At 72.6% G+C, this 17306-nt stretch carries 17 protein-coding genes; 9 read left to right on the forward strand and 8 right to left on the reverse strand.

The features are described 5' to 3' along the window. Positions 1-166: 166 nt before the first annotated feature. Positions 167-1096, forward strand: coding sequence for an SAM-dependent methyltransferase (locus tag AB0J55_RS18030; protein ID WP_364249150.1), 930 nt, complete (start codon positions 167-169; stop codon positions 1094-1096). A gap of 30 nt (positions 1097-1126) precedes the next feature. On the opposite strand, the gene dinB is transcribed toward AB0J55_RS18030, so the two are convergent. Beyond that, on the reverse strand, positions 1127-2317 hold the full coding sequence (gene dinB / locus AB0J55_RS18035; RefSeq protein WP_364249152.1) for a DNA polymerase IV: 1191 nt from the start codon (positions 2315-2317) through the stop codon (positions 1127-1129). 154 nt (positions 2318-2471) lie between these two features. Between dinB and AB0J55_RS18040 the strand changes: the two genes are divergently transcribed. After that, positions 2472-2891 carry a hypothetical protein gene (locus AB0J55_RS18040; RefSeq protein WP_364249154.1) on the forward strand — a complete coding sequence of 140 codons (420 nt, stop codon included), beginning with the start codon at positions 2472-2474 and terminating at the stop codon, positions 2889-2891. 141 nt (positions 2892-3032) lie between these two features. Continuing rightward, positions 3033-3545, forward strand: coding sequence for a 2'-5' RNA ligase family protein (locus AB0J55_RS18045; protein WP_364249156.1), 513 nt, complete (start codon positions 3033-3035; stop codon positions 3543-3545). A gap of 4 nt (positions 3546-3549) precedes the next feature. Here AB0J55_RS18045 and AB0J55_RS18050 read toward each other — a convergent pair whose 3' ends face one another. The 4 genes from AB0J55_RS18050 to AB0J55_RS18065 all read right to left on the reverse strand — a co-directional run bounded on the left by AB0J55_RS18050 (position 3550) and on the right by AB0J55_RS18065 (position 8106). Further along, positions 3550-4626 (reverse strand): hypothetical protein, encoded by a 1077-nt coding sequence (locus AB0J55_RS18050; RefSeq protein ID WP_364249158.1) that lies wholly within the window; start codon positions 4624-4626, stop codon positions 3550-3552. 9 nt (positions 4627-4635) lie between these two features. Continuing rightward, positions 4636-5214 (reverse strand): hypothetical protein, encoded by a 579-nt coding sequence (locus tag AB0J55_RS18055; RefSeq protein ID WP_364249160.1) that lies wholly within the window; start codon positions 5212-5214, stop codon positions 4636-4638. Positions 5215-5246: 32 nt separating this feature from the next. Continuing rightward, a complete protein-coding gene (locus AB0J55_RS18060) occupies positions 5247-5681 on the reverse strand; it encodes an XRE family transcriptional regulator (protein ID WP_364249162.1) in 435 nt (144 codons plus the stop codon). Positions 5682-5979: 298 nt separating this feature from the next. After that, on the reverse strand, positions 5980-8106 hold the full coding sequence (locus tag AB0J55_RS18065; RefSeq protein WP_364249164.1) for a discoidin domain-containing protein: 2127 nt from the start codon (positions 8104-8106) through the stop codon (positions 5980-5982). Between the two features lie 224 nt (positions 8107-8330). Here AB0J55_RS18065 and AB0J55_RS18070 point away from each other — a divergent pair, with 224 nt between their 5' ends. Next, positions 8331-9263 (forward strand): DUF1996 domain-containing protein, encoded by a 933-nt coding sequence (locus tag AB0J55_RS18070; protein WP_364249166.1) that lies wholly within the window; start codon positions 8331-8333, stop codon positions 9261-9263. Then, positions 9260-9784 (forward strand): DUF305 domain-containing protein, encoded by a 525-nt coding sequence (locus AB0J55_RS18075; protein ID WP_364249168.1) that lies wholly within the window; start codon positions 9260-9262, stop codon positions 9782-9784. Before AB0J55_RS18070 ends, AB0J55_RS18075 begins: the two co-directional genes overlap by 4 nt. A 64-nt stretch (positions 9785-9848) precedes the next feature. On the opposite strand, the gene AB0J55_RS18080 is transcribed toward AB0J55_RS18075, so the two are convergent. The 3 genes from AB0J55_RS18080 to AB0J55_RS18090 all read right to left on the reverse strand — a co-directional run bounded on the left by AB0J55_RS18080 (position 9849) and on the right by AB0J55_RS18090 (position 14722). Further along, positions 9849-13073 carry a TIM-barrel domain-containing protein gene (locus AB0J55_RS18080; RefSeq protein WP_364249170.1) on the reverse strand — a complete coding sequence of 1075 codons (3225 nt, stop codon included), beginning with the start codon at positions 13071-13073 and terminating at the stop codon, positions 9849-9851. Between the two features lie 111 nt (positions 13074-13184). Next, positions 13185-13673 carry a DinB family protein gene (locus AB0J55_RS18085; RefSeq protein ID WP_364249172.1) on the reverse strand — a complete coding sequence of 163 codons (489 nt, stop codon included), beginning with the start codon at positions 13671-13673 and terminating at the stop codon, positions 13185-13187. 17 nt (positions 13674-13690) lie between these two features. Next, positions 13691-14722 (reverse strand): LacI family DNA-binding transcriptional regulator, encoded by a 1032-nt coding sequence (locus AB0J55_RS18090; protein WP_364249174.1) that lies wholly within the window; start codon positions 14720-14722, stop codon positions 13691-13693. A gap of 122 nt (positions 14723-14844) precedes the next feature. Here AB0J55_RS18090 and AB0J55_RS18095 point away from each other — a divergent pair, with 122 nt between their 5' ends. The 4 genes from AB0J55_RS18095 to AB0J55_RS18110 are packed head-to-tail and all read left to right on the forward strand — an operon-like array spanning position 14845 to position 17305. Then, positions 14845-15228, forward strand: a complete 384-nt coding sequence (locus AB0J55_RS18095; protein WP_364249176.1) for a hypothetical protein — start codon at positions 14845-14847, stop codon at positions 15226-15228. Between the two features lie 10 nt (positions 15229-15238). After that, positions 15239-16321 (forward strand): sensor histidine kinase, encoded by a 1083-nt coding sequence (locus AB0J55_RS18100; protein ID WP_364249178.1) that lies wholly within the window; start codon positions 15239-15241, stop codon positions 16319-16321. Beyond that, complete coding sequence (locus AB0J55_RS18105) at positions 16318-16926, forward strand: response regulator transcription factor (RefSeq protein ID WP_364249180.1); 609 nt, start codon at positions 16318-16320, stop codon at positions 16924-16926. Before AB0J55_RS18100 ends, AB0J55_RS18105 begins: the two co-directional genes overlap by 4 nt. Before the next feature lie 34 nt (positions 16927-16960). Then, positions 16961-17305, forward strand: coding sequence for a hypothetical protein (locus tag AB0J55_RS18110; protein WP_364249182.1), 345 nt, complete (start codon positions 16961-16963; stop codon positions 17303-17305). Position 17306 lies beyond the last annotated feature (1 nt).

Consider the following 17306-nt stretch of genomic DNA (forward strand, 5'->3'; position numbering starts at 1 on the left):
ATCTTCTCCAGAACACGGTCGGACAGACCCTAACCTGTCGAATCACGTCCAGCACGCGCGACACCCTGAAGCGTCCACAATGGCCGCTCGGGCGAGCGGGTCGCCCGCGTCCAGAGTGACCGCAACCGAGCCGAAATGCTCGTAACCTTGTCCAAAAAATAATTTTGTGATATGCTCGAAATCAAATCGTTACCGTGGCGGGATGAAGACCGCCGACGTTAGCCATAATGCTCCCCACCCCAGCGGCACCGCCTTCACGGCCGCCGCCGCACGCGCGGCACATTTGCTCGTCGACACCGAGCCCGTCATCTTCTCCGACACCCTCGCCGCCGCCCTCCTCGGCGACCGCGCCGAGGAACTTCTGGCCTACCACCGGATGCATACCACACATCCGGTACTGGCCGGCGCCCGCACCGAAGCGGTGTGCCGGAGCCGGTTCACCGAAGACCGGCTGACGCGCGGCAATTCCGGTATAGACCAGTATGTGATTCTGGGGGCCGGGCTCGATTCGTTCGCGTATCGATCCCCGGCACGACGATTCCGCGTCTTCGAGGTCGACCACCCGTCGACCCAGGCGGCCAAACGGGAACTGCTGGCCGCCGCCGGCGTCGCCGAACCGGCGTCGGTCACCTTCGTCCCGGTCGACTTCGAAGCCGAGCCGCTCCGGGAACGGCTCGTCCAGAGTGGACTCGACCCGTTCCGCCCCGTGTTCGTGAGCTGGCTCGGCGTCACGATGTACCTGACCCGGGCGGCGATTGCCGCCGCATTGACGGATCTCGGCGGATTCGCCCCGGGATCGGAAATCGTGACCGACCACCTGCTGCCCGCGGAACTGCGGGACGCGGCCGGGAACGCCTACGCCGAAGCCGTCGGGCCGGTGGCCGCCGAACAGGGTGAGCCGTGGCTCACGTTCCTCTCCCCCGCGGCGCTGTCCGGGATGCTGCGGGACGCGGGTTTCGAAGTCCTCGAGCAGGTGGGGCAACGGCGGAGTGTCGCCTCGCAGCTGTGGCGCCGCACGGACGCGCTGCGGCCGGCCGCGCTTTCCGCGTTGACGCACGCGCGTATTCCGCACCGGCCCGGAATGCCCGGGCGCTGACCGCTTTCCGGCCGGGCCGCGGTTTCCCGGTCAGTCGGGCAGCATCGGCACTTCGAGGTCGTCCGGGCGGCCGAGCAGGACCGCCCGGGTGACCGCCGTCTTCCCGAACCGGTCGCGCACCGCGTCCAGCGCGGTGTCGAGCTCGGTCGCCCGCTCCCGCTCGAACGGCAGGGTCGGCTGGAAGGGGTTGTCGTCGGCCAGGTTGGACAGCGCGGCGCCCAGCAGGGTGAGCCCGCGGTCGGCGATCAGCGGGAGCGCGGCGACGAGCAGCTCCCGCGCCGCGGCGAGCAGCACCCCGGTGCCGGCGGTCGGGTCGGTCAGCGTGTGCGAGCGGGTCGCGCGGGAGAAGTCGGCGAAGCGCAGGCGGATCGTCACCGTCCGGCAGACGCGGTGGGCCGCGCGCAGCCGCCGGGCGATCCGGTCGATCAGCGCCACCAGCACGACGTCGAGCTCGGCCGGGGTCCGCCTGCCGCGCCCGAGGGCCCGCTGGGCGCCGATCGAGCGCCGCCGTACCCCGAGCTCCACGCGCCGCGGGTCTTCGTTGTGCGCCAGGTCGTGCAGGTGCGCGCCGGCGACCCGGCCGAGCAGGCCGACGAGGTCCACCTGCTCGGACGCGGCCAGCTGCCCGACGGTGGTGATCCCCCGGACTCGCAGCTTCTCGGCGGTGATCTTGCCGACGCCCCAGAGCGCGGTGACCGGCAGCGGGTGCAGGAACTCCAGCTCGGCGTCGTGCGGGACGACGAGCAGGCCGTCGGGCTTGGCCACCCGGCTGGCGACCTTGGCGAGGAACTTCGTCCGCGCCACCCCGACGGTGATCGGCAGCCCGGCCCGCTCGGCGACGGCGGCGCGCAGCCGTTCGGCGATCTGGCTCGGCCGCCCGGCGATCCTGGCCAACCCGCCGACGTCGAGGAACGCCTCGTCGACCGAGATGCCTTCCACCCACGGCGTCGTGTCGCGGAAGACGTCGAAGACCAGCCGGCTGGCGGCCAGGTACGCCGACATCCGCGGGGGCACGACGACGGCGTGCGGGCACAGCCGCCGCGCCTGCGTGCCGCCCATCGCGGTGCGCACGCCATAGGCCTTGGCCTCGTAACTCGCGGCCAGGACGACCCCGCCGCCGACGATCACCGGCCGTCCCTTCAGCGCCGGATCGTCCCGCTGCTCGACCGAGGCGTAGAAGGAATCGAGGTCGGCGTGCAGGATGGGCCCCTCGTCGGTCATAGAACACATGTTCGCATACGGGCGCGCCGAAGTCCGCTCATCCGCCCGCCGCGGGTGACCGGCCGCCGGACGAAAGTGCGCCCTTTTCCGGTTGTCGGTGCCGTGTGCCCCCGCTCACACTCGACGGATCGAACGACCCGACACTGGGGGCGACATGACCGACAAGTGCCGCTGCGGCGACCACCACGCGTGGGCCACACCGAGCCAGGACGACCGGCCGGCGGCGGCCCGCCAGCCGCTGCTGGCCGCCACCCTGGCCCGCGAAGACCTCGCGGAGGACGCCGACGGACTGGACCCGACCGACCGCGTGACGTGCCGGACGCACCGCCGCTGGCTCCACGAATGCGTGGCCTCACCGGTGCACACGAACCCGGCGGTGGGCTACCGCTGGTGCCGCCGTTGCGACCACCAGGCCCTGGTGGCGGTCGACGAGCTGGCCGGGGAAGTGACGATCCGCTGCGGGTTGTGCGGCCGGGTTCCGCGCAGCCGGGCGAACCAGGAGCTGGTGGAGCTGTGCCGGCGGAGCCTGGCGCTGGCGCGGTCGGGGCGGTTCCCGGAGAGCGCGGCCGCCTGACTGCCCGGCGGTCCCTCGCCTTGGCCTGCCCGGGCGCTTGTCCGAGAGTGCTGCGCCTGATTGCCCATCCTGCGCCGACCTCGCCCGTGCCCGCTCTGGGCGGTTCCCGAAGCCTTGCTGCCCCACTGCCATGATGCGGGGGTGCCCGAACTCGGAACCACCGCGCTGGTCATCCTGCTGCCCGCCGCCGAGCCGGTGCTGGCCGCGGCCCGGCGGGTCGATCCCGCCCTCGTCCGGCCCGGGCTGCCCGCTCATGTGACCGCGTTGTACCCGTTCCGGCCGGCCGATTCGCTCGACAATGCGGATCTGGCTGCGGTCCGGTCGCTCGCGGCGGATCTCGCGCCGACGGACGTCCGGCTCACCGAGATCGTCACCGCGCCCGGTTTTGCGGCGATCCCGGCTCCGGAGCTGCAGGCCGTTGCCGATGCTGTCTGTGCCCGGTGGCCGGAGGTCCAGCCCTACGGTGGCCGGTTCGGTCCCCGGCCGGCCGCGCACCTGACCGTGGCCATGGGCGGGTCCGAGGACACCCTGGAGCGGGTCGGCCGGGAGGTCCGGCCGCTGCTGCCCCTGGTCGATCGGGCGGAGGTCCTGCGGCTGGTGGCGCTGACGGAACGCGGGTGGGAGCCGCTCCTGGAGGCTCCGCTGGGCGAATGACCGCTCACCTCCGCGGGCTGGGCGTTGCCGTTTCCTCCAGCCTCCGGTAGGCGCGGGCGATCGCCCTCAACCGGGCCACGTCCGCGGCGAACGGCTCCCCCGTGGCGGTGGACGGCTCCGTCTCGTCCGGCTCGTCCGGCAGGTCGCGCACCAGCCTCGCCGCCGCCGGGGGTGGCATGTCCGGGGTCGCGCCGGCCAGCATCAGGCCGTCGTTCGTCTCGCTCATCGCCGTCAGCAACCGCTCGCGGCGGGACGGACCCCCGGGGTCGATGCGGGTTATCTCCGGGAACCGGCGCGTCAGATGCGCGCGCAACGGCCGCAGCAAGCGAAGCGTGCGCGCGTCACGCCGGGACGCCGCCAAGCCCGGGACCGCCGGGATCGTCAGTCCCACGACGATAAGCAGCACCGACACCGCCGGGAACCCCACGTCCAGCGTGCACGGCAGCGTCGAGAACGGCCCGCGGCACAACGCCTTCACCGGGTGCTCGGCCTGCAGCGCGTGGATCGTCGCCACGACCTTGCCCGCCAGGTAGGCGACCGCGAACGCCGACGCCAGCAGCAGCAACGCCAGGCCCGCGCGCAGGGCGCCGCCGCTGGCGCGGATCGTCACCGCGGCCACGATGCCGATGTCGATGACCGCGAAGCCCAGGTACACCGTGTACGTGAAGACGTAGACCACCAGCGTCGGGTGCGTTCCGTACAGCTCGTCGAACACGCCGACCCCGCGGGGCAGCCCCGACGTGCTGAAGAACGTGACGACCAGGACCGCCAGGGCGACGCCGAGCGCCCCCAGGCGGGTGCGGCGGCCGCGGTCGCGGGTTCCGCTGATCTCCGCGACCGTCAGGCCGATGCCGTACGCCGCGACCATCGTCGCCAGGTTCGACAGCAGCCGGCCGAGGCTCGGGTAGAGCTCGCTCTCGAACTGCTGCGCGCGGTTCGACAGGAAGCAGAACGCCGCCCCCAGCGCGATCAGCGAGACGGCCAGGCCCACGCCGGCGCCGGTGCGTCGCGCGCGGACGGCCCGCCAGATCCCCGCGAAGAGGGCGAACGCCCCGACGGCGACGAAAAGTATGTCGATCACGGGACGGAACTATCCCAGGAGTGCTGCCAGCCGCCTGGCCTGATCGGCCGCCCGGCCGGACGCGCCCGGCTGAACGGCCGGTGGCTCGCTCGTCGCCGCGCTCATCAGCAGGACCGCGATCAGCTCGGCCTCGTACTCGTCCGTGCTGGTCGTGACGCGGGTCAGCAGGTGCGACAACGCCCGCGGCGCCAGGTCCGGGGCGAGCTCGGCGGCCTCGGACTCCGACATCAGGCAGGTCCCGGTGTGCGCGCACAGCATGTGCGCCAGCTCGTGGGCGATGATGTGGTCCTGGTGCAGCGCCGACGTGTGCTCGGTGTAGGCGATCAGGTCGTAGCCCGGACGGGCCTGCCAGGCGCCGGACGGCTGACCGGGCCGGTACGCGATCGGGACGAGGTCGATCTCGCGCCCCCGCCACGCTTCGAGGCCGTCGACCCAGGCGTTCATCGACCACGGCCGCGGCAGCGGGACGGCGGCCAGCACCGCCCGCACGCGCTCGCGCGCCCGGTCACGCAGGTCCGGCAGGCCGCGCTCGTCGATGGGTCCTCCCCGGTCACCGGGCGCCAGCCGGGTGCACCGGGGCGCGATCACGGACGAGGTCATCGTAGCCGAGACGCCCGTGGTCACTCCGGCTTCCGCCGCCGGCCCGCGCGGCTCCGGGTGTCGTCGTAGCTGCTGAGCTGATCCAGCAGGGCGGTCACGGTTTCGCGGTCCCGCGGCGACAGGCGCATGGCTCGCTGGGCGAGGGTGCGCGCCTCGTTGTCGCGCCAGGCGACGACGTCCTCGACCTGCCGGTCGACCCGGCCGGCGACCTCGTCGTCGAAGAAGTACGTCACGGGCACGCCGAAGAACTGGGCGAGCGCCTGGATGTGCGAACGCTTCGGGTCCTTGCGCGCGCCCACGGCCAGCTGCTGCACGTGCGTCGCCGACATCGTCACGCCGGTCTGCTCGGCGACGCCGTGCGCGATCTCGCGGTACGAGTACGGCTTGCGGTCCGGCGGGTGCACGGTCGCGATCAGGTGCGCCAGCCGTTCGGCGAAACTGCGCTCTTCGCTCACCACACACCACCTGCCGCCATGAAAACGTGACACCGGTCAGCCTAGCTGTTCCGAAAACTTGACACATCCTGTGCCGGAAAGACTACGATACTCCCGTCTGGTGTTTCGGAAACGTGACACCCGGCCCGGGGCGGCGCTGCGGCCGCGGGGTGACTCACGTGGCCGCTGGGGGTGGCCACGCGCCTAATCCTGCCCGCCGCGCGCCGCCCCTCCATGTTTCATGTTGTGCGGCAGGCGATGCCGAGCTGTCCTGCCGGGAGCCGCCGTGCCCGCAGAACTCGCGGTCGGCGCCACGGCGTCATGAGCGGTACACGCCCAACTCGTAGAGCGAGTAGCCGTATCCGCTGCCGCGCTGGGTGGCGTACACGCGCACGTACCGCGCGGTCGCCGAAACGGCGATGTCGTCCGCGCCGCCGTCCCCGGATGTCGTCGTGTACACCGCGCGCCAGTTCGCCGCGTCGTCGCTGACCTGGATCTCGTACGCCTTCCCGAACGCCGCTTCCCACACCAGCTGGACGTGGTCGAACGCCTGGCTACGGCCCAGGTCCACCTGCAGCCACTGCGGATCGGCCCAGGCGCTCGCCCAGCGAGTCGCCGTGTTCCCGTCGGTGGCGGCCTGCGGCGGGTAGGGCGCGCCGGGGCCGTCGGCCTGGTACGTCGACGCCGTGGTCGCGGCGCCGCGGGCCAGGTTCGTGCCCGGCACCGGCGGCGCGACCACGCGCAGCGAGCGGGTTTCGATGCCGACGTTGCCGTGGCCGTCGCGGGCGTAGAGGTAGAGCTTCCAGACGCCGAGCTGCTGCGGTGCGGTGACGGTGAACGTGCCGCTGCCGGTGAACTGCGCCGGGATCAGGCCGCCCGCGTTGTTGATGTACTTGCTGTTGTAGCCCATGGTGTAGGCGATCGGGTCACCGTCCGGATCGGACACCGCCGCCGTCACGGTGAACGTGCCGCCCGCCGGGACGTCGGTGCTGCGGCTGAGGTTCATCGACGAGATGACCGGCGGCGTGTTGCCACTCGTCTGTCCACTGTAGAGCTTACGGACGGCGTACCAGGAAAGCCGTTTCTCGTTGCCGGTGGTGATGTTGAACCAGACGCCGCCGAAGTCGCCTTCGGTGCCGTAGTGGAAGAGTGTCGCGCCGAGGGCCACGCCCGGGTGCGCCAGGATGCAGTTCCACGCGTTCACGTACCCGTCGCGCTTCTGCTGGTCCGTCGGTTCGGCGGGGACGCCGTTCGCGTCGTTCGGGACTTCCCACTCGCCGGCGGGGCCGGTCTCGGTGACGATGTACGGCTTCGCGTATCCGCCCGCGAGCCAGTCCTGCTTCACCTGGCAGACGTGCGCGTAGGAGTTCACGGAGTACAGGTCGAGGTTCGGCGCGTACGCCTTGTAGTACGGCCAGGCGCCGGTCCACGCGTCGGTCGAGGTGACCGGGTGGTTCGCGTCGATCGCGTGGATCGCCTGCGCGGCCTGGTCGACGAACCGCGTGTAGGCGATCCGCTCCTGCTCCAGCTGCGTGCCGGAGTAGCAGTTCTGCATGCCGAGGATCGACTCGTTGCCGACGTTCCACATGAGCACGCCGCGGTGGGTTTTGTAGGCAGTGACCCACTTCTGGATCTCGGCGAGCATGGTGTTCTTGTAGTTCGTGTCCGTGGTGTAGTCCACGCAGCCGCCGCTGCCCGGTCCGCCGCCGGGTTGCAGCCAGAAACCGCTGATCACCTTGATGCCGTTGGCCGCGGCCGCGTCGAGCAACGGCTGGGTCGTGCCGTCCGTGCCCCACGTCCGGACGGTGTTGACGCCGATCGCATGCAGCTCGGGCATCCGCGCGGCCGCCTCGCCGACCGGCGGGCCCCAGGTCAGACCCTTGACGGTCCACGGGATACCGTCGACCGTCAGCTGCCAGTTCCCCTGGGTGCCGGCGACCCGCGTGACGCCGGGGCCGTCCTGCGCCGCCTGGGTGCCGCTGACCTGGAACTCCCACAACGAATAACCGTAACCGCCGGCGCGGTGGGTGCCGTAGAGGCGGACGTACCGGCCGTGCCCGGTGACGGCAAGATCCTGTCTCCCGCCGACTGCCGACGTCGTACTGTATACAGTCTGCCAAGCCGCGCCGTCGGCAGAAACCTGGATTTCGTAGGCCGTCGCGTAGGCGGCCTCCCAGTCGAGGGTGACCTGCGTGATGTCGGCGGGCGCGCCGAGGTCGACCTGCAGCCACTGCGGGTCGCTCCAGGCGCTCGCCCAGCGCGTGCCGGGATCGCCGTCGACGGCCGCCGACGCCGGCGTGCCCGCGCCTTCGGTGCTCGACGCGGTCGCCGGTCTTCCTTGCGACAGCACGGTGGCGGCCTGCGCCGGGGACGGGCCGGCGAGCAGCCCCAGCACCAGCAGGGCTACCAGCGCCGGGACGGCACGGAGGAGCGACGGTCGGTCCACGATGACTCCCGTACGGCAGGACAACAGGAACGAGGGAAGGCCGGAGAGCGCTCTCCCGGACCGCCGATGGTTCGCCACGGCCACCGCTGCTGTCAAGAACCGGCCGGGAACCCGACAATGACTGTCCGGTGGGCGGATCGGGCACTTCTTGACAGGGCCACCACGAGCTGCGCATCCTGTGGGAGAGCGCTCTCCCATCCAGGCACCCTCACCGTGGAGGACCCTTGGCAACGAAAGCCGCGCTCCTCGCCTGCACCGCCGCCACCGTGCTGGCAGGCGCCTTCCTGACCGCGGCCACCTGGTCGCCCGCCGGGGCCGACGACCTGGTGACCCACCACGAGTTCCAGGTCAACTGCTCCCCGAGCCACCACCAGCCGGACGACCCGATCGTCTTCCCCGGGCTGCCCGGCGCGTCCCACGACCACACGTTCCTCGGCAACAAGACGACGAACGCGGGCACCACCCTGCAGTCGCTGCAGGCCGCGGGCGTCGGCAACACGACCTGCCTGGCACCGGACGACCTGTCCGCGTACTGGTTCCCGACGGTGTACAACGGCAACCAGGTGGTGCTGCCGAACTTCGCGCAGGTCGTCTACTACAAGTCCGGCATCCTCGACTACACGAAGGTGGTGCCGTTCCCGCCCGGCCTGCGGTACGTGGCCGGGAGCGTCACCGCGACGCAGGACGAATTCCAGCACGCCCCCGGCGCGATCGAGGGCTGGGAGTGCGGGGACAGCTTCCACAACTGGGACATCCCGGTGAACTGCGTGGCCGGCAGCCAGCTCAACATCCGGTACCAGGCGCCGAGCTGCTGGGACGGCGTCCACCTGGATTCCGCCGACCACAAGAGCCACCTGGCCTACCCGGACCGGGCGACGCTGACGTGCCCGGCCGATCACCCGGTGGCCGTGCCGATGCTGGAGTTCAAGATGGCGTTCCCGGTCAGCGGCGACATGTCCGGCGTGCACCTGGCCAGCGGGCGCGGGTATTCGTGGCACTACGACTTCTTCAACGCGTGGGACCCGGAAACCCTGGCGGCGCTGGTGAAGCACTGCATCAACGGCGGCCTGCAGTGCGATCCGCGCGGGTTCGACCTGTACAAGCCCGACCGCGGCACCGTGCTCGGGCCGAACTACCGGCTGCCCGGCCGTCCGTGAGACGGCGGCTCCTGGGGGCGGCGGTGGTGGCGCTGATCATGGGCGGTTGCGCCACCACCACCGCCCCCGCCCCCACGCCCTTCAACCCGACGGACGTGGCGTGGCTGCAACTGGTGGTGCCGATGACGGAGAACGCACTGGCGGCGGCCCGCCTGGCGCCGGAACACACCGCCGGCGCGGCGGTCCGCTCGGCGGCCGAGGCCATCACCGGACCACAGGAACGGCTGCTGGCCCGCCTGCGGGCGGCCCGCGACCGCGCCGGGCTGCCGGCCAACGACGTCCACAGTGGACACCGGATGCCGGGCATGGTCACGGCGGCCGATCTGGTGGCCCTGCGCGGCGATCGGGATGCCGCGTTCGACCGGCGGCTCGTCGCCCTGCTGCGGGCGCACGCCGCGCAGCTCGTCGTCCTGGCCGGCGGCGAACAGGCTTCCGGCCAGGACGCGGAGACTCGCGAGCTGGCGCGGCAGACCGGTGCCGAAGGAACACGCGAAAGCGCGTTGCTCGCGAAGGCGGCATGAGCAGGCCGCCGGGGCCACGGCAACCCGTGACCCCGGCGGCCTTCCGGCTCCGCCCGCCGGGCGCTCAGTACGTGACGGTCACCGGCGCCCATCCCGGGTGCGCCGGCGCGGTCACCGTCAGCGTCTGCGCCGCCGCGTCCCACTTCCACGCCGACGACGGCGCCCAGCCGTTGCCCACCTTGACCCGGTTCGGGGCCGACGACACGCCGAGGAACTTCACCGTCCACTCGCGCGGCGCCACCCGGAGCGAGCCCTGCGTGGGCGCCACCGTGACCGTGTGCGTCCCGAAGCGCTCACTGTAGGTGATCTTCGTCGTGGCCGAGCGCGACGACGACGTCCCGTTGTCCTCATACAGCGAGAACGTGCCCGAGCCGCCCGGCGCCACCGTCACCGTCACCCGGTTCAGCGGGTTCTGGACGTCGTTGGCGACGTCCGCCGTCCGGGTGGCCGTGATGCCGCCCGCGCGGAGGAAGACCGGCATCGTGCCCAGGTCGGACGTCACCTGCTGGGTCGTCCCGCCCGCGTACGTCTTGCCGCTGAAGTAGTCCGTCCACTGGCCCGGCGGGAACCAGACCGACGTCGTCGCGGATGTGCCCGGCGACGTCACCGGCGCCACCAGCATGTCCGGCCCGTAGAAGTACTCGCTCTGGGCTGCCGGGTACGCGGCCGGCTCGTCCGGGTACTCCAGGTACGTCGGCCGCACCACCGGGACGCCCGTCGTCGCGGCTTCCTGGGCCAGCGTGTAGGTGTACGGCACCAGGTTTTCGCGCAGATTCAGGAACTTCGTCGCCGACGCCTTCGCCGCGTCGCCGTACTGCCAGGGCAACCGGTCGCTGTGGTTGCTGTGCAGCCGGTCGATCGGCTGGAACGTGCCCAGCTGCACCCAGCGCGCGTACATGTCGTCCGGCAGCTTGGCCGTCTGGCGCTGCTGGCCGCCCGAGGTGTAGGTCTCGCTGCCGCGCAGGCCGGTCGTGTCGTTGTGACCGCCGATGTCGTGGCTGATCGCCGACATGCCGGTCGCGGCCGACTCCGCCGGGGTGATGCCGACCTCCATCCGCAGCGTGCCCCACGTCGACGAGGTGTCGCCGGTGAAGTGGAGCGTGCTGCGCTTGTCCGCCCACGGCCCGGTCGCCAGCCCCGTCGGGCCGCCGTAGCCGCCCGCCTGCAGCGAGCCGTACGCCCGCGAGATGACGAACCCGCGGCCGGTCGCGGGCGCCGCGAGGTCGGCGTACTGCTGGTTGATCCAGGCGTCCGGGGTGACGCCGGGCAGGCTCGAGCGCGAGGCGTCGCAGCACCAGTCGAGCCACCAGAAGTCGTTGCCCTGCTGCATCATCCCGGCGTGCAGGTCCAGGTAGGCCTTGAGCTGGTCCGGGTCGCCCCAGTCGAAGACGTAGCAGTCGGTGCCGCAGCCCGACTTGGCCAGCTTGCCCTTCGCGGTCGCCTGGGCGCGGGCGAACTGCGGGTCCGAACCCATGATGCTCGGGTGGATGTTGAGGTTGTTGTGCAGGCCCTGGGCCTTCGACCAGGCGAAGAAACCGGCCGGGTCGGGGAACTTCGCGGTGTCGAACTGCCAGCCGTTCCAGGTGTCCGGGGCCTTGAAGTCCGTGTCGGTCACCAGGACGTCCAGCGGGACGCCTTCGCTGCGGAACCGCGGCAGGATCCGGTCGCGGTAGTCGGCCGCGGTGCGGTCGATGTACTCCGAGTACCAGACGCCGTAGGCCCAGCGCGGCAGCAGCTGCGGCGGCCCGGTCAGGGTCGCCAGGTCGCGCAGCCCGGTCTTGTAGTCGTGACCGAAGGCGAAGACGTAGCCGTCCTGGTAGGGGTTTCCGCCGTGCGACGGCCGCTGCGTCACCGCGCGCGTGCGGGTGTCGTACAGCGCGGAGGGGGTGTCGTCGAGCAGGTACCAGCCATCCTGGTGCAGCAGGCCTTCGGTGGTCGACGGCGTGCCGTTGTCGCCGTTGACGCCGTCGAGGCCGCGCCGGTAGCCACCGAGCGCGAGGTGCGGCGGCGGCGCGGCGCCCCCGGACGGCGTGATGGCGACGGTGTCGATGTTGACGTGGCAGCTGGTGTCGTCGGGGCAGCCGAGGACGACGTCGTTCGTGCCCGCCTTCAGGTCGACCGGCACGGACGCGCTCTTCCACGCGTCCCAGTTGTCGGTGACCGGCAGGGTCAGCGTGCGGGTGACGCCGTTCGCGGTGACGGCGGCGGTGCGCGTTTCGTGCCTGCCGTCGCCGCCGGTGCCGTTGGCGTAGCGGACATGCAGCAGGTAGGAGCCGTCGGCCGGGACGTCCGCGACGCGGTGGGTCAGCGTCGCGCCGCGGTTGAGCTCGGCGACGAAGCCGCGCCCGGCGTACCCGGTGTGGTCGGTGGCCACGACGGCGGAACCCGAGCGGAGCCCCGCTTCGGCCTCGCAGCTCACCCCGGCCGGGCAGCCGGTGAACGCGCGGGCCGACGCGGGCGGGAAGGCCGCGCCGCTGGTCAGCACGGCCAGGGCGTCGAGGTTGACGTTGCCGGAGTCGGCCGCCGTCCGTTCGAGACGGACGCTGTGGTGGCCGGCGCCCAGGGTGACCGGGACCGAGGCGAGCGCCCAGGCGTTCCAGTCGGCCGTCGCGGGCAGGGTCAGCTTCTGCGCCGCTCCCCCGTCGACACTCACGCTGAGCGTGCGCGTGACGTGCTGGCCGTCGCCGCCGGTGCCGTTGGCGTAGCGGGCGGTCAGGGAGTACGTCCCGGCGGTGGGCGCGAGGACGTCCGCCGTCACCGAGTTGCCCGTGCTTTCGAAGCCGGCGAGGAAGCCTTCGCCGGTGTAGCCGGAGTGGTCCGTCGCCACGCCGAGGCCGTCGGCGGTGAGGTCTTCGGCTTCGCAGAGCGCCCCGGCCGCGCAGGTCAGGTGGTGCCACGGCGCGGCGAGCACCGGGGTCGCGCCGGCGGTCGTGCGGATTTCGAGGTTGCCGCCGTCGAACGGGCCCGAGTTCAGCAGGTAGGTCAGGGTCGTCGCGCTGGTCTTGATCGTGAGGACGCCGCCGGAAACGCTGCTGGTGTACGACGTCGGCGTGAAGGCGCCGCGGCCGACCGCGTTGAAGGTGGCGGCGTCGGTGAACCGGCCGTCGCCGGCGTACTCGGTGCGGATCAGGGTCGGGGACAGCACCTGGAAGCGGGCGTTCCCGGCGGTGACGGTCTGGCCCGCGGGCCCGGCCACGGCGGGCGTCGCGACCGTCACCCCCGCGGCGGCGACCCCGGCGACGGCGAGCGCGCACGCCCGCCGGATGGTTCTGGCGGTTCTGGTCCGCACGGCGGAACTCCGTTCCGGTGAAGGGGACTCGGCGGCGTTACAACGTTGGAAATCTGAGCACGGCGGATCGGCCGATGTCCAGACCACCGGGCGGAACTTGTCCCGGACAGATCAGCGGCCGGTGACGCCGTCGATCTGTTCCCGCAGGATGTCGGCGTGGCCCGCGTGGCGGGCGGTCTCGCTCGTCATGTGCGCCAGCGCCCACCGCAGGGTGTGGAACGTGCCGTCGATCGGCACCGCCAGCGGGGTGTCCGGGTGCCCGGCGGCCCGGATCGCCGCGTCGCTCTCTTCGATCGCCGCGCGGTAGCCGGCCAGGACTTCGGGGGCGGTGAGCCCGTCCGGGACCTCCATTCCGGCGTCACCGGGGTTCGGGCCGCCCGCCAGGTGGTGGCCGAACCAGACGCGCTCGGCGAAGGTCAGGTGGTGGACGAGGCCGAGCAGCGTGGTGCCCGAGCCGACCAGGACCCGGCGAAGCTGCTCCTCGGTCAGGCCGTCGGTCTTCTTGAGCACGCACTCGCGGGCGAAGGACAGGAACGCCGTCGCGGTGTCGAGTTCGCCGCCGTCGTTGCGCGGAACGGGCTTCCGCTGGGTCTCGAACATGCCTGGGAACCTAGCGCTCAGGCCGAGTCGCGGACCACCAGCTGCGGCTCGAAGATCACCGCTTCCGCGCGCAGGTCCGGCTCGGCCATCCGCTCGAGGACCATCCGGGCCATCGCCGCGCCCATCTCCTCGACCGGCTGGCGGACCGTCGTCAGGCGCGGGCGGCAGCTCAGGGCGACCGGGCTGTCGTCGAAACCGATCACCGCCACGTCGTCCGGGACGCGCCGGCCCGCTTCGCGCAGCACCGTCAGCGCGCCGTACGCCATCAGGTCGTTCGCCACGAAGAGCCCGTCCAGCGCGGGCTCCTCCGCGAGCAGGCTTTCCATCGCCCGTTCGCCGCCGCGCTCGGTGAAGTCGCCCTCGGCGACCGCGACGTACGCGTGGCCGTGGCGGGCCATCGCGTCGCGGAACCCGGCCAGCCGGTCCTGCCCCGCCGGCGTGCCCGCCGGGCCGGCGATCGTGGCGACGCGGTGGCAGCCGCGCGCGACGAGCCGGTCCGCCGCGAGCCGGGCGCCGTCCTGGTGGGCGACGTCGACGTAGCAGACCGGCGCCGGGCGCGCGGGCCGCGCGAACAGCGCCGTCGGGACCCCCGCGTCGGTCAGCGCGCGCGGCAGCGGGTCCTCCGCGGGGTGCAGCGAAATCAGCAGCACCCCGCTCACCTGCTCCTGGCGCAGCTTCGGCACCAGTTTCGCGCGTTCTTCGTCGCTGTCGACGAGCATCAGCAGCGGGTGCAGGCCGTGCGGGCGCAGGTGCGCGACCACCCCTTCGACGACCCGGCCGAAGAACGGGTCGCCGAACACGCCCCCGGTGAACGCCTCGACGTGCCGTTCCGGCTCGGACACCACCAGCGCGATCCCGCCGGTGCGCCGGGTGACCAGGGAGCGCGCCGCCCGGTTCGGGACGTACCCGGTGTCCGCGATCGCGCGTTCGACCGTCTCACGCAGCTTCGGGTCGACGTTGCGCACGCTGTTCACCACGCGGGACACCGTGGCGCGCGAGACGCCGGCGACCCGCGCGACGTCCTCCAGGGTGGGCGGCTGCGTCGTCACACCATCTTTTGTAGCACGCCGTGAGAGCGCTCTCCCAGTGCCGCGCCGCTGACAAATGTCATGGTGGGCCGGTGCGGGACGGCACTGCCCCGCGGGCCGCCCCCGCGGCGAGCATTTCCGGCATGACCAGAACCGAAGTCGCCGGCTTCCGCCCGGTGCTCCTGCTCACCGGCGCGTACGCCGGGTTGTCCCTGCTCACCTTCGTCGTCATCGTCGTGTTCCGGGACCACCCCGCGATGGTGACGGACGCGGTCTGGGTGCGCGCCACCCTCGTCGTCGCCAGTTCGCTGCTGACGTTCGCCTTCGCCCGCAGCGCCGCCCGGGGCTCGCGGAAGGGCCTGCTGCGCCTGCGGATCGTCTCGGCCGTGATGCTCGTGGCGATCGCCGTCATCGTCGTGCTGCCGGGGTTGTTCCCGCTGTGGCTGCGGATCGAGCAGGCCGCCTGCGGGCTGCTGCTGCTCGGTGTCACCCTGCTGGTCAACGGCCGGCGGCTGCGGGCGCGGTAGCGTGCGCTCGGTGGACGGGACGAGGGACGTGCAGCGCTGGGTGCGCGGCTGGCGGCTGCGGCTGCTCGACGCGGGCATGCTCGTCTACCCGGCCGTGACGGTGGCGGCCGTGCTGCAGCACTCCTCCGGCAGCGCCGCGGTGCTGGGCTGCGGGGTCGTCGCCGCGTTCGCCGCGGGCTACCTGCTCGCCGCGGCCGCCGCGGCCCGCCGGGCCACCCGGCCGTTCTGGCTGCTGGTGGGCGGCTGCGCGGTGCTGTTCGCCGCCGCACTCCCCTTCGCCCGCGCCGACGCGTTCTTCCTCGCCGCCGTCGTCCTGTCCCTGGCCGCCCCGCGGCTCCCCCGGCGGGCCGCCGCCGCACTGGTCGCGGCCTCCGCCGTCGCCGCCATCGCCGTGCCGTGGGCCGTGCGGCCGTGGCAGAGCGGGCCGGGCTGGACGCAGGCGGTCGCGCTCGTGTTCACCGTCCTCATGGTTTCGGCGTTCGCCGAAGCGATCCGCGCCAACACCGCGCTCGTCGAGGCCCGCGCCGAGGTCGCGCGGCTGGCGTCGGAGGCCGAACGCGCCCGGATCGCCCGCGACCTGCACGACCTGCTCGGCCACTCGCTGACCGCGATCACGGTCAAGAGCACCCTCGCCCGGCGGCTCGTCACCACCGAGGCCGCGCGGGCGGGAGAAGAGATGTCGGCCGTCGAGACGCTCGCGAGGCAGGCCTTGACCGACGTGCGCGCGGCCGTGTCGGGCTACCGCGAGGTGACGCTGGCCGGCGAACTCGCCCGTGGCCGCGAGCTGCTGCGCGCGTGCGGGGTGGCCGCGGACCTGCCGACGGCCACCGACGTCGTCGCCCCGGACCGCCAGGAGCTCTTCGGCTGGGTGGTGCGGGAGGGCCTCACGAACGTCGCGCGCCACGCCCGCGCCACCCGGTGCACGGTCACCCTTTCGGCCGCGTCGGTGTCGGTCGCCGACGACGGCGTGGGCGGGCCGGCGAGCAGCGGTTCGGGCCTCGACGGACTGCGCGAGCGCGTCGAGGCGGCCGGCGGGTCGTTGTCCGCCGGTCCGCTGCACCCGAACGGCTGGCGGCTGCGGGTGACGCTGTGACGATCCGGTTGCTGCTCGCCGACGACCAGGCGCTGGTCCGCGAGGCGCTGTGCGCGCTGCTGTCGCTCGAGGACGACTTCGAGGTGGTCGCGGCGGTCGGCCGTGGCGACGAGGTCGTCGCGGCGGCCCGCGAGCACCGGCCCGACGTGGCATTGCTCGACATCGAGATGCCGGGCCTGGACGGGCTGGCGGCCGCGGCGGTGCTGACCGCGCAGGTGCCGGACTGCCGCGTCATCATGCTCACGACGTTCGGGCGCGCCGGCTACCTGCGGCGGGCGATGGAGGCGGGCGCGGCCGGGTTCGTGGTGAAGGACGCCCCGGCCGACGTGCTGGCCGGGGCGATCCGCCGGGTCCGGGCCGGCGAGCGCGTGGTGGACCCGGCGCTCGCGGTCGCAACCTTGGCGGCGGGCGGATCGCCCCTGACGGCACGCGAACGCGACGTCCTCATCACGGCCCGGACCGGCGCGACGATCGCCGAGATCGCCGGCCGCCTCTACCTGTCGGAGGGAACGGTCCGCAACTACGTCTCGGCGGCGATCACCAAGACGGGAGCGCGCAACCGGATCGAAGCGGTGCGGATCGCCGACGAGCGCGGCTGGCTGTAGCTCGCGGCGCAGGTGCGCCAGTAGGTTGGGAGGCATGCCCGAACCGATCCTGATCTCCATCGCCGCCGCCCTGGCGGCGAAGGGTGCGACCGGCCTCTACGACCTGGTCAAACGCAAGTTCGCCAAGGACCCCGCGGCCGTCGCGCTCCTGGACGCGGCCTCGTCGGCCCCGGAGGACGCCCGGCCCATCGCCGCCCTGGCCGAGCGGTTGTCCGAGGCGGAGGTGGAGGACGCCGAGTTCTCGGAGGCGTTGCGGGAGGAGTGGGGGAAGCTGCCGGAGAGCCGGGTGTCACAAGGGGATGTGCACAACACGGTGACCGGGAAGGTCAGCGGGAAGGTCGTGCAGCTGCGGGACGTGCACGGCAACATCAACCTCTGAG

Origin of the sequence: Amycolatopsis sp. NPDC049688 (assembly GCF_040674975.1) — a bacterium.
Lineage (GTDB): Bacteria > Actinomycetota > Actinomycetes > Mycobacteriales > Pseudonocardiaceae > Amycolatopsis.

What these genes read in the sequence shown, in the direction of transcription:
- dinB (WP_364249152.1), bottom strand. Translation starts at nt 2,317, where the DNA reads ATGACCGACGAGGGGCCCATCCTGCACGCCGACCTCGATTCCTTCTAC.
- AB0J55_RS18040 (WP_364249154.1), top strand. Translation starts at nt 2,472, where the DNA reads ATGACCGACAAGTGCCGCTGCGGCGACCACCACGCGTGGGCCACACCG.
- AB0J55_RS18085 (WP_364249172.1), bottom strand. Translation starts at nt 13,673, where the DNA reads ATGTTCGAGACCCAGCGGAAGCCCGTTCCGCGCAACGACGGCGGCGAA.
- AB0J55_RS18095 (WP_364249176.1), top strand. Translation starts at nt 14,845, where the DNA reads ATGACCAGAACCGAAGTCGCCGGCTTCCGCCCGGTGCTCCTGCTCACC.
- AB0J55_RS18110 (WP_364249182.1), top strand. Translation starts at nt 16,961, where the DNA reads ATGCCCGAACCGATCCTGATCTCCATCGCCGCCGCCCTGGCGGCGAAG.